Here is a 12640-nt window from a genome sequence, read left to right on the forward strand (position 1 = left end):
TAGAACCTAGAACCTAGAACCTAGAACCTATTTAAAAGGATTATCATGTCATTTAATACAATTTCAGTTATTGGTTTAGGCTATATTGGCTTACCAACAGCTGCGATGTTCGCATCACGTAAAAAAAGCGTGATTGGTGTTGATGTAAATCAACATGCGGTAGATACAATTAATCGTGGTGAAATACATATAGTAGAACCAGATCTAGACATGATCGTACATGCAGCAGTGGCTGAGGGCTATTTAAAAGCTGTAACTTCACCAGAGCCTGCGGATGCATTTTTGATTGCAGTACCTACACCATTCAAGAACAATGATTCTACAATACCAGAACCTGATTTAAGCTATATCAAAAAAGCCAGTGAAGCGATTGCGCCTGTACTTAAAAAAGGTGACTTAGTTATACTAGAGTCTACATCACCAGTTGGCGCAACTGAGCAAATGGCTGAATGGTTGGCAGCAGCTCGCCCTGACTTATCGTTCCCACAAGCTGCTGGTGAAGAAGCTGATATAAATGTAGCGCATTGTCCTGAGCGAGTACTGCCTGGCCATGTTGTGCGTGAGCTGGTTGAAAATGATCGCGTTATTGGTGGTATGACTGCAAAATGCTCAGCCCGAGCTGTAGAGCTTTATAAAACATTTGTACAAGGTGAGTGCGTAATCACCAATGCCCGTACCGCAGAAATGGCAAAGCTGACTGAAAACTCATGCCGTGATGTGCAAATAGCCTTTGCCAATGAGTTATCAGTCATTTGTGATAAGTTAGATATTGACGTATGGGAGCTTATATCTTTGGCTAACCGTCATCCGCGTATTAATATTTTACAACCAGGTCCAGGCGTTGGCGGACATTGTATAGCTGTAGACCCATGGTTTATTGTAAGTAAAACGCCTGAGGAAGCGCAAATAATACATACAGCTCGTAAAGTAAATGATGCTAAACCGCAATGGGTAATTAATAAAGTTAAACTAGCGATTGCAGATTTTTTACAGGCGAACCCAACAAAAACAGCTAAAGATGTCACTATAGCTTGCTATGGTTTGGCGTTCAAACCAGACATAGATGATTTACGTGAAAGCCCAGCTTTAAATATTACTAAGAAGATTGTAGAGTTCCATTCAGGTACTGTTATTGCTGTTGAGCCTAATGTTGCAACTGTAGATATTAATAACTTGCTGCTAGTAAGTCTTACTGAAGCACTAGAAAGTGCGGATGTAAATGTTCTCTTAGTCAACCACAAGGCGTTCGCAGAAATTGATTTTAAGGGTGATTACATTATTAATACAGTAAGGTAGAAACTTGAACTCTATCGCAGTCATATCTAACGGTATACTGAATAAGTTTGCAAGTGTCTTACTCACACTTGTTATTATTCAGTATTATACACCATCGGAGTATGCTCAATTTAGCTCAGCATATACAATTATTGCCGTTTTTGCTGGCTTATTTTTGATGGCTATTGTAAACAGTGTAATTAATTCAAGAGTAAAGTTTGATAGGGATGTGTTTTACGTTTTTTACAATACGATTGAACGCTATATGCTCATTTGTGTTTTTTTTATTGTCGTCTTAATTTGTTTGTTATCTAATTTCATTGAAAGTGTATATAAGTTAAAAGGATTATCCAATCTGATCCTTGTTATATCTCCATTATTATTGTCTTTATATTTTGAAACGCTATTGCAATCTCTGATGATCGCTGAAGCTCGCTATAAAACGCTTGTGAAAATCAATGTTATAAAGCTCTTATTTGCATTAACTCTTATGTTTATATTAATTTTTAACGAGATTGGAATGATGTACTTTGTTTTCTTTATAGTTTTATCATTCTTATTATTTAATGTTAGTATTTATTACTCTTTTGTAGATAGAAAAGTACATCATGAAATAAATTACAATGAGTTAACTGAGCTCAAATCAGGTTTTTATAATTCATTGAAAAATTTATCTCTAGCTAGTTTGTCAGTAATAATAGTTAATTGGCTATTACAAGTAACTGTGAGTAGGAGTGAGGTGATAGAAGATTTAGCCTTATTTAATTTAATCTTTGTCTTCTATTCAATACTAGTTATGCTGCCTACAAATGCTGCTCAGACAATGTATAAAGTTATTGTTAATGAAGGTGCTAAATTAGCCCTTCGAAAATCAATGAAGTTTAGCTTTTTCTTTGGTTTGGTTTATATGTTGTCAGGTACATTTCTTATAGAAAACAATTTTTTTAATCTGTTCCCTAGATATCAGTTTGAAGAAAATATGGTTTTTTTGTACTACATTTTGTTTTCTTCAGTTATTGTCACTCTTAAGCAGTATTTTTTAAAATTACTTGTTTTTTCAAATAATACTAAGTTGTCGATGTACTCAAACTTCTTATGGGCTATTGTGAATATTGTTGGTGTTATTAATTATAGTAACCTTAATTTTTTAGGTTTTATTTATTTTTTAGGACATGTTTTATCCTTGTTTTTAGTTGTTCCATATTTAGTTAAGTTTTATAGAGAGAATTAAATGAAAGTAGTGCTGAAGGGTTATTATGGTAAAGGAAATTTTGGTGATGACTTACTTGCTAAAGTCTTAGTTGAGTATTTGGAACAACAGCATGATGCAGAAGTCTATTGTGATGTGGATTTGGCAAGTTATTCAGAAAAACTGTTTCCAAATGCTATCTATTTATCTAGTGACTCTAATATTACTTATGACTTATTACTCTTAGGTGGCGGTACACAGTTCTTTAATTTTGGTACTTATGCTGGAGTTAAAGTTATTAAGTATTGGTATAAAAAATATATATTGAACCCTAAAAATATTTTATCTCGTTTCTCTAATAAAAAAAACAGTTTTAACTATACAAAAAAAATAGCGCTTGGGATTGGCATTGGGCCTTTTCATAGTGTTGAATCTGAAGAGAGTGCAATTAAAAATCTTAGCAGTTATGATTTGGTTTCTGTTAGGGATGTAAATTCATTAAAGATTATTGAAAATAGTAGTTTAGAGAAAGTTCATTATTGCGCAGATATATGTCTAACAAATAAAGTTAATCTATTTGATTCTAATTCAGGTATGGTAAACGATTCACATAAATTTGATTTTGGGATTGTTTTACGTGATTGGGACGAAAGTAATGTTAGAGGTGACTTTAATCAGGATATAGTTAGAGAGTTCTCCGCGTTAGTATCCACTAAAAAAAATAAAGTTTTATTTTTTGTGTATAGCAAATGTGACGTTAAACTGATTAAGTTATTAGAGAAGCAAAGAGTTGATTTCGTTGTTTGGGATCCAGTAGCAACAGAGTTATCAGATTTCGTAAATTTACACAAAGAATGTAAAGTAATTATAAGCTCTAGATACCATGGCTTAATTACAGCATTGAAGCTTCATAAACCAATTTTACCTCTAATAATAGAGCCTAAAATAAGTGCTTTTTCTAAAGAGCTTAATATAAGTGATTTATCTTTTGATTTAGCAAACGTAAACATTAAAGAGCTTTTAGACATTGCAAATAAGCAGTTGGAAGAAATGAATTTTCCAGAGGATGAATATGCATCGCTTTGTAAAAGAGCAAATGAGGCCTTTGAGCAGCTAAATAAAGTAATTGCAGATTAATATGGATTTCATTTTTCAATTTATTTTTTTTGTAATATTTTTCTATGCATTTTTTGTTATAGTCAAAGAATGTAAAAAATTAACTAGAGAAACGTTACTTTTTTTTGTAGCAAGCTTGCTACTACATAGTTTTTTTGTATTTTACTTTATAAATGATATATTGATATTTAATTCAAATGGTTCATATAGTTATGGCCAAGACTCTGATGTTTTTGAAGGTTTCCTAAAGGTTTTTTCAATTGATAATTTAGAATATTTGCAAAGTGAATATAACTTCATAAATGACAATAAAGGTTTTTATTACCTTTCAGTTGGGTTTTATTTTGAACTGTTTGACATTGGTGGGGAAACTTGGCTTTTTTTTATCTTTAACTATGTTTTTTTCTTTGCTTCAATTTTATTATTAAATAAAAACATTAGTCAAAATGCTTCTTTTGCCTGGTTTTTACTTGCTTTTAATCCAATTTCGTTTTTCATAATAACAACTTTTTTAAGAGAGTCTTTACTCTTATTATCAATTGCATTCTTTTATGATTTTTTTGGTCGAAGTAACCGACGTTTTCTTGACTATATTTTATTCTCTTTTTTTGCTATTGCTATTGCTCAGACTAGATCTATATACTTGTATTCAACACTTATTACTATTTTTGTTTGGTATATATCTTTCTATAGAAAAGATTCAATAGATAAGAAAAGTTTTATATTTAAATCATCTTTGCTAATTTTGGCTGTTCTGGCTCTTGCAGCTACGTTCTTTAATGATTTTTTAACTTCTAATTTAGTTAGGTTATTGGTTTTAAATGGTAGTGATACCCATCATATTGCTGGTTATGATGGGTTGTCGGTTGATTCTGAAGTTCTTTCTCAAGGAGACTATAGTTTAGTAAATATAATTTTTATTATATCTGAGAGAGCTGTTCTTGGTTTGAGTAAAATGATGATAACACCAATAGCTTTTGATAGTTTCTATTATCTTTTAATAGGTGAGAGCGTTAACTATTATGAAAACTTTGCTGTTCGTTTCTTATTCTTTCTAGGGGCCTTGATTTTTAATTTTATTATTTTCCCTATGTTTATATCGTCAATTTTGAAAGTGAAATTTTCGAAAGAGTTTATAAAAGAGTTTTATTTACTATTCTGTTATTTTACAACTGTTTTTGTGTATTCAATTAAATTTATGGGGCAAAGGAATTTTAAAATAGATTTTATAAATCATATTATAATGGTGGCTTTTTGTTTTAAAAATGGATTTGAAAAAGATAGGCCTTTTTGGTTTGCTTTTTACTTTATGGTTTTATTAAATTTAATTAAGGGATGTTCTGTTATGGTGGTTGAAATATGAAGTTTTATTTTTTTACAAGTGAATTGAAAAATAACTCATCTGTATTGCTTGCTTTCCGTAGGCTTTTTGAAATATGTTCAAATGATAGAGATGGATCTTTCTTTGATAGCGAATTTACACATTATTTAAAAACAAGAAAGTTGATAAAAAGTAAAGAAATAACTCATGTTGTAGTTCCTACTTTTTTTTCAGTAATATTACTGCGTTGTTTATTGTTAGGTTTGAAGATTAAAATTGTATATTGGGTTCAAGGGGATGTGCCTTCGGAAAGTTTTCTTAAAAATAGCTCTAAGGTAAGGTTTTATATATTAAAATTTTTAGAGCTTATAGCGCTAAAAATGTCAGATTCTTGTATATATGTATCTGATTATATGAAAAGGTACTACGATCGTTTAGTTTTTAAAAAATCGGTTGTGTTACCATGTATATCCACTTTAAAAAAGGTAGATTCAGTTGTCCGGCGTAAATCTAGCTATTGTTATATTGGTGGTATGTCTGAATGGCAAAAGCTAGACTGGATGTTACAATACATGAATAGTGTATTTCACATTGATAATTTAGCATCACTAAAAATAGCGACAAGGGATAAACTAAAGGCTACCGAATTAGTATCACATTTTATAGATGAAAGATATTTTGCTAGAGTCACCGTTGTTTCACTTAGTAATGAAAATGAGGTTGAAGAGTTTTTATCTGGTGTTGAATTTGGTTTCTTGTTACGTGAAGAATCTAATGTTAATTATGTTTCTTCACCAATAAAGTTAGCTGAATATTTATCTTGTGGTGTTAATGTTTTATTAAGCCCTTCTATAAAATCTTATGCAGAAGTTGTAAGTAATTACGGAGCTGGTTGTATTATCAATTCTTATTTAGATGTAAAGATTACACCTTATTGTGAATCAGCTTCATTAAAGTTGTATGGTGATTTTTTTTCAATTCAGGTCTTATCTCAAAGGGTTGAAGCGTTGCTATGAATCCAATAATAATTCAAAGACTATCGTTTAAGTTATATAAATATAAAGTTCCAATTATACCAAAGTTACTATCTTTATTTATTAGACTTATATTCAATTGCTATTTGTCTGAAAAATCAAATTTTCCGAAAGACTTGATTTTGGGTTATGGTGGTTTGAGTATAGTTATTCATGAAAGAGCCATGATAGGTTTTGATTGTCATATAGATCAATGTGTGACAATTGGAGGTACATCTAAAGTCTATGGAGTTCCCATAATTGGTGAGTCTGTTTATATAGGTGCAGGGGCTAAAGTACTAGGCAATATTACAATTGGAAATAATGTAGTTATAGGTGCTAACGCAGTTGTTTTATGTGATTTACCAGATAATTGCGTGGCAGTGGGAGTACCCGCTAAAGTTATTAAACATGGAATAGAAAAATCGGATTATGTCTAAAGAAGAGCCGAGTTTATTGCTTGCTGTACCGTTAGGGGTACGGGTGGAAGGTAGGTGGAATCGTTGTTCTAATTGAAAATTTATCTGATAAACAAGCCGTAATAAGCTTATTGCTTCTAACTTTAATTACACTTAATAAATATGTCATCAGATATGTTTTGTTAATCGAGAAGAATTATGAAAATTAATTTAGTTGGTCCTTTCCCTCCTCCTATAGGGGGGGCTACTGTTTTATACCAATTAATGGTTGATTATTTAAATGAAAACTATAAACAAGTTTTACCTCAAGAATCAGAAATTCATACGTTTGATACTAATTCCTTTTCTATTTCTTGGTTGATAAAATTATGTAGTTCACACTTTAAGTCAGATGTGACTTTATTAAACTTATCCAAAAATGGGTTTAGGTTATTTTTCCCATTTTTATTCTTTATTAATGTATTTGCTCGGAAAAAATTAGTCTTAAGGGTTTTTGGTGGTTGGCTGAAATCTGAATATGAAACTAGCGGATTTTTTTTTAGAGTATTGTTTAGGTATGCTTTAACAAAAATAATTATTGTAGTTGAGACTGAAGATTTGAACACATGGCTAAACGAAGCTTTTGATAATCTGCAGTTAGCTTTGAGGCTACCAAATTGCAGAAAGAAATTTGAGAAGAGATTGAAAAGGGGAGATAGATTTGTTTTCATTGGTCGCGTTTGTAAAGAGAAAGGTGTTGATGAGCTCATAGAAGTTGCTAAATCAAATTCTATTTATATAGATATTTATGGTCCCCTAGATGGTTATACAAGTGATGAATTAAACAATATCAAATATGTTAATTATTTAGGGGTGATCTCACCATCTAGTGTAACGAAAGTAATTGCCTCATACAAAGCATTGGTATTACCTACTTTCTATAGTGGTGAAGGTTACCCTGGGGTCATTATAGAAGCTTTTGCATCAGGTACCCCTGTCGTCTCCACTAAATGGAGAGCTATACCTGAGTTAGTTATAGATTATCAATCAGGGATTCTTGTGGAGCCAAAGAGCAGCATTTCTTTAGGTGAAGCCCTTAGGGTTTTACAGGCAGATAAGTTGTTATGGGAAAAGTTATCGAGAGGTGCAAGAAGCAGCTTTTCAAATTATGATGAACGTGTAATTCATCAAAAATTTTTTAGAGATTTAATGAAGCACATTTAACTTTATATTATAGATAAGCAAACCAGTGAGTTCTATAGTTTTTTAAGGTTATTAAATGTGAGTTTTACGCATAAAGTTGCATTTGATATTGTTCAAACTACTGGATAATAAAATAGTGATTCTGCTAAAATATTAACAATTATATGAGATTTTATATTGAATAAGCTTTTACAATACCTTTTTACAATAAAATACCTGAGGACAGAACAGTTTTTTTACAGATTAATATACAAAATAAAGAAAGTCAGATTTCGGAAAATTGTTGTTAAAGGTTATAATGGCTGGCAATGGGGTGGACCCAATATAGGTAGTGAGTCAATCTTTACTCATAATAAGTTTGTATTTTTAAATGAACATGGTGAGGTAAATAACTCTTGTGATTGGAATTCAGAAAAAAAAACAAAGCTGTGGTTGTATAATTTACATTATTTCGATGATTTAAGCTCCGTTACTTATAAAGAAAGAGAAAGCATACATTATTCTTTTATCAATCGATGGATAGAAGAAAACCCGCCTTGTATTGGTAATGGTTGGGAACCTTATCCGCTATCACTTAGGCTAGTAAACTGGGTGAAGTGGTTTAGTAAAAAAGAGTGTGTTGAACAAAAGTACCTAAATAGTATTGCACAGCAGGCAAGTGCGCTGTCACAACAGCTTGAGTACCATATTTTAGGTAATCACTTATTTGCTAACGCTAAAGCTTTGACCTTTGTAGGAGCTTACTTGCAAGGTGATAATGCTGAGAGTTTTTTAGAGCTAGGTTTAAAAATATTAGATAGAGAAATTGCAGAGCAATTTTTAGCTGATGGTGCTCATTTTGAACTATCGCCAATGTATCATGAAATTTTACTTTGGGATTTGCTTGAGCTGATTGATTTAGCGAAAACCAGTCATAACGTTAAACTATTAGAGCGTTTAAAAAACTGGGAATTAGTGGCTAAAAAAGCACTTCATTGGCTAAAGTCAATGATTCACCCTGATGGTGAAGTTAGTTTTTTTAACGATGCGGCTATTGGTATAGCGGCAAGCCCAGCTGCAATTTTTGACTATGCAAGTAAACTAGGTCTTGAGCATAAAGCGCCATTAAGTTTACTTACTACTAATCATGCCAGTGGTTATAGTCGGGTGCAAAATGATAATTACACTCTTTTATTTGATCACGCAAACGTTGGGCCCGATTATCTACCTGGGCATGCACATGCTGATAGTTTAAGTTTTGAAATGTCAGTTGGTTCTCAACGTATTTTTGTTAATTCAGGTACATCGCTGTACGGCGTTAGCAAAGAGCGCTTAAGACAGCGAGAGACCTCAGCCCACAATACAGTAGTTGTTGATGGGCAAAGCTCTTCAGAGGTTTGGTCTGGCTTCCGTGTTGCTCGTAGAGCTTACACTCAACTTCTCAAGGCTAAAGAAAGCGCTGATAATATTACATTATCAGCAAGTCACGATGGCTATAAGCGATTAAAGCCAAAAGTTACTCACACAAGAACAATAAATGCGTTAACCGACTCTTGTATTATAACTGATGAATTATCTACTAAATCAGCTGCAGAATTTAATTTGCATGTTCATCCCGATGTAGAGGTAAAGCAAATAGATGAAACAAGTTTAGAGCTAAAGTTTGGATGCCAAAGTAAGGTGCTTTTAGTTAGTACACATGCGTGTTTTGTTGAAGAAAGCACTTGGCATCCAGAATTCGGTAAAACCATTCCCAATCAAAAAATAGTTATACCATTTACTAATGGTAAATTAATTACAGAAATAAAAATCCAAAAGGAATAGCTTTGAAAGTATTGGTGCTCTCATTTTATTACGCTCCCGATTTATGTGCTGGCTCATTCAGAACCACAGCTTTAATTGAGCAGCTAAAAAATAACTCTGATGTTGAAATTGAAGTTATTACAACTATGCCAAATCGGTATGCAAGTTTTGAAGCTGGGGCGCAGGAATTAGAGCAAACAGATAATTTAACTGTTAGGCGAATTGCTTTACCCTCCCATAAAAGTGGCATGCTTGATCAAATTAAGTCTTTTGCTGCTTTTTATAAGCAGGCTAACAAACTTGTAAGTGGTAAAAAGTATGATTTAGTATTTGCAACAAGTTCTCGTTTATTTACCGCTTTTTTAGGGGCGAGAATTGCAAAGCGAATTAATGCGCCTCTCTATTTAGATATACGTGATATTTTTGTTGATACCCTAAAAGATGTGTTAAACCAAAAAGTTACTTTTTTGCTAAAACCTATTTTGACATTAGTTGAAAATTATACGTTTTCTGCGGCTAAGCATATTAATTTAGTATCAAAAGGGTTTGAGGGCTACTTTGTTTATCGGTTTAAAAGTGCAAGTTATTCATGGTTTACAAATGGCATTGATAAAGAGTTCTTACGCACTGAAGCACCGGTTGAATCAGAATTAAATGATTCAGCACCGTTAACTGTATTATATGCTGGGAATATTGGTGAAGGGCAGGGGTTGAACACAATTATTCCTGAACTAGCCAGACTAGCTGGTGATAAATATCAGTTTAAAGTGATTGGAGATGGTGGCAGAAAAGCCGCCTTGGTTGAAGCAAGTAAGGGGCTTACCAATATATCTTTTCATCCGCCTGTAAACCGTGATCATTTAATTCAAGAGTATTTAAGCGCAGATATTTTATTTTTACATTTAAATGACTACCCAGCATTTGAAAAGGTATTACCTTCAAAAATATTTGAATATGCAGCGGTGGGTAAACCTATTTTAGCCGGTGTAAGTGGCTATGCAGCTGAATTTATAAATAAAGAGGTTGATAATGCTGAAGTGTTTTATCCAAGTAATTACCAGCAAGCCGTTACCTCACTTGCTTCCTTGAAGCTTAGCCAAACGAATCGAGATAGTTTTATAAATAAATACACGCGTACAAATATTATGATGGAAATGGCAAACTCAATAATTAGTTATGGTGGTAAAAAGTGAAGCGGTTACTTATAACTGGTTACTCAGGTTTTGTTGGCAATAATTTAGTAGAGCAATTGCAAGGCAATTATCAATTAAACCTACTTGGAAGAAAGCAGTCTAATTTCGGAAATGTTTTTACACATAATTTGGACTCGAGTTCACTTTATAACGAGGCGCTTGTAAATATCGATGTGGTTGTGCATTGCGCTGCAAGGGTTCATATTATGGATGATGTTGCTAGTGATCCTCTTAATGAATTTAGGGCCGTAAATACTCACGGAACACTTAATTTAGCTAAACAAGCAGCAGCAGCAGGTGTAAAACGCTTTATATTTTTAAGCTCGATTAAAGTGAACGGTGAAAGCACAAGCGAGAAAGCTCCTTTTGCTGCAAGTGACAAATCAGCTGCAGAAGATCCTTACGGAATATCTAAAGCTGAGGCGGAGCAGCAATTGTTAGATCTCAGCAAGCAAACCTGTATGGAAGTTGTGATTATCCGCCCACCACTTGTTTACGGTGAAGGGGTTAAAGCAAACTTTGCTTCGTTAATGCGCTTTGTTGGCAAAGGTTTACCATTGCCGTTTAGATCGATAAAAAGTAATAAGCGTAGTTTAGTATCAGTTTATAACTTGGTTGATTTAATCAAGGTGTGTATTGAGCATCCCAAAGCTGCTAATCAGGTGTTTTTAGCTTCTGACGACTATGATTTATCAACGGCTGAAATGCTAGCGTTAATGGCCAAAGTACAAGGCAAGAAAAATCTAGCTTTACCCGTGCCAGTTTGGTGTTTTAAGTTAGCCGGTAAATTACTAAATAAAAACGATGTGATTGACAGATTAACTGGTTCATTGCAGTTAGATATTAGTCATACAAAGAATACGCTTGATTGGCAGCCGCCTTATTCAGTTGAACATGGTTTTAAACTTGCTGCTAAAACCTCAACAAAATAATTAATGGATTTATAAATGATACGTTTACTCGACTTTTTGTTTTCACTATTTGGTTTGTTATTTGCGTCACCATTTTTGGTGATTTTATACATTATTGGCTTGTTTGATACTGGCTCTCCTATATTTACCCAAGAGCGTGTGGGTCGTAATAAAAAACCATTCACGTTAGTTAAGTTTAGAACTATGACTGTTGATACAGCCTCAGTAGCAAGCCATTTAGCAAGTACGGCTTCAATAACGCCTTTTGGTGGTTTTTTACGTAAAACAAAGTTAGATGAACTGCCACAACTTTGGAATGTACTAAAAGGCGAAATGAGCTTAGTCGGCCCGCGCCCTGGTTTATTTAATCAAGAAGAGCTAACCCAAGCACGTGACGCTAAAAATGTATTTTCAGTACGCCCAGGTATTACAGGCCTTGCCCAAGTGAATGAAATTGATATGTCTACTCCTGAGCTACTTGCTCAAACTGATCGTGAGATGATCGATACACTGACAATTGGCAACTATTTTAAATACATATTAATGACGGTAACCGGAAGTGGTAGTGGGGATCGGGTTAAGTGAAAGGTAACTAGGTGCTAGGGTAAGAAACAGGTTCTAGGGAACTGACTAGGGGCTAGGAAATTAAAGAGGGAAGTTTTATGCAATTTGAAAAGCTAGATTTAATAAAGTTTCAAGGCTAAAGGTCAAAGATGAAAAGCTTTAGAGTTAAAGGGAAGTTATAGACAAGGAATTAGTTATTATGCAGTTTGAAGATTTAGCCGTATGGCAGCGCTCAGCTGACTTGGCTTGTGGGATCTATATACATTTCAAATCAAGTAAAGAGTTTGGGTTAAAAGATCAAATTACTCGCTCAGCTTTATCTATTTCTTCAAATATTGCAGACAAAATTGCAGGAGCAAATTTTGAACGCGCTTGCGCGGCCTCGAAGAGGTGAGATAAACGGACTTATCGAATAACGTTATGAGAGGAAGACTCCCAAAGATTATGCGCGCTTTCTTTCATACTCTAAAGGTAGTTGTGGTGAATTGCGCTCTCAAATTTATATTGCAGTTAAAATTGGTGAAATAAGTATTGATCAAGCTGAACTTTGGATCGAAGAGACAAAACAGTTATCCAAAATGTTATCAGGTTTGATGAAGTCTATTGAGTCGTGGGCTTAGGGTTAGTAAGTTACCTTTAACCTTTAACCTTTAACCTTTAACCTTTAACCTTAGC

The 12640-nt window shown here is 33.4% G+C and carries 12 protein-coding genes and 1 pseudogene; all 13 read left to right on the forward strand.

The window, feature by feature from the left end; all coding sequences use genetic code 11:
• Positions 1–45: 45 nt before the first annotated feature.
• Complete coding sequence (gene wecC, locus H5201_RS21095) at positions 46–1296, forward strand: UDP-N-acetyl-D-mannosamine dehydrogenase (RefSeq protein WP_182785327.1); 1251 nt, start codon at positions 46–48, stop codon at positions 1294–1296.
• 4 nt (positions 1297–1300) lie between these two features.
• The gene (locus tag H5201_RS21100) at positions 1301–2506 is read left to right on the forward strand and encodes a lipopolysaccharide biosynthesis protein (RefSeq protein WP_182785328.1); all 1206 of its coding nucleotides are present in this window, start codon (positions 1301–1303) and stop codon (positions 2504–2506) included.
• Positions 2507–3601: a polysaccharide pyruvyl transferase family protein gene (locus H5201_RS21105; RefSeq protein ID WP_182785329.1), complete on the forward strand. Its 1095-nt coding sequence runs from the start codon at positions 2507–2509 to the stop codon at positions 3599–3601. It abuts the gene before it with no gap.
• A 1-nt stretch (position 3602) separates the two neighbouring features.
• The gene (locus H5201_RS21110) at positions 3603–4943 is read left to right on the forward strand and encodes a hypothetical protein (protein WP_182785330.1); all 1341 of its coding nucleotides are present in this window, start codon (positions 3603–3605) and stop codon (positions 4941–4943) included.
• The gene (locus H5201_RS21115; RefSeq protein WP_182785331.1) at positions 4940–5917 is read left to right on the forward strand and encodes a hypothetical protein; all 978 of its coding nucleotides are present in this window, start codon (positions 4940–4942) and stop codon (positions 5915–5917) included. Before H5201_RS21110 ends, H5201_RS21115 begins: the two co-directional genes overlap by 4 nt.
• Positions 5914–6354, forward strand: coding sequence for a serine O-acetyltransferase (locus tag H5201_RS21120; protein WP_182785332.1), 441 nt, complete (start codon positions 5914–5916; stop codon positions 6352–6354). The genes H5201_RS21115 and H5201_RS21120 overlap by 4 nt, the downstream gene beginning before the upstream one ends.
• Before the next feature lie 177 nt (positions 6355–6531).
• A complete protein-coding gene (locus tag H5201_RS21125) occupies positions 6532–7536 on the forward strand; it encodes a glycosyltransferase (RefSeq protein WP_182785333.1) in 1005 nt (334 codons plus the stop codon).
• Between the two features lie 156 nt (positions 7537–7692).
• Positions 7693–9318 (forward strand): heparinase II/III family protein, encoded by a 1626-nt coding sequence (locus H5201_RS21130; protein WP_182785334.1) that lies wholly within the window; start codon positions 7693–7695, stop codon positions 9316–9318.
• A gap of 2 nt (positions 9319–9320) precedes the next feature.
• Positions 9321–10490, forward strand: coding sequence for a glycosyltransferase family 4 protein (locus H5201_RS21135; protein WP_182785335.1), 1170 nt, complete (start codon positions 9321–9323; stop codon positions 10488–10490).
• The gene (locus H5201_RS21140; protein WP_182785336.1) at positions 10487–11422 is read left to right on the forward strand and encodes an SDR family oxidoreductase; all 936 of its coding nucleotides are present in this window, start codon (positions 10487–10489) and stop codon (positions 11420–11422) included. Before H5201_RS21135 ends, H5201_RS21140 begins: the two co-directional genes overlap by 4 nt.
• Before the next feature lie 15 nt (positions 11423–11437).
• Positions 11438–11986 carry a sugar transferase gene (locus H5201_RS21145; protein WP_182785337.1) on the forward strand — a complete coding sequence of 183 codons (549 nt, stop codon included), beginning with the start codon at positions 11438–11440 and terminating at the stop codon, positions 11984–11986.
• 178 nt (positions 11987–12164) lie between these two features.
• The gene (locus tag H5201_RS23320; RefSeq protein WP_259399731.1) at positions 12165–12359 is read left to right on the forward strand and encodes a four helix bundle protein; all 195 of its coding nucleotides are present in this window, start codon (positions 12165–12167) and stop codon (positions 12357–12359) included.
• Between the two features lie 85 nt (positions 12360–12444).
• Positions 12445–12585: pseudogene (locus H5201_RS23325) on the forward strand (four helix bundle protein); the annotation flags it as partial.
• Positions 12586–12640: the final 55 nt, after the last annotated feature.

Origin of the sequence: Pseudoalteromonas sp. SG43-6 (assembly GCF_014164365.1) — a bacterium.
GTDB lineage: Bacteria > Pseudomonadota > Gammaproteobacteria > Enterobacterales > Alteromonadaceae > Pseudoalteromonas > Pseudoalteromonas rhizosphaerae.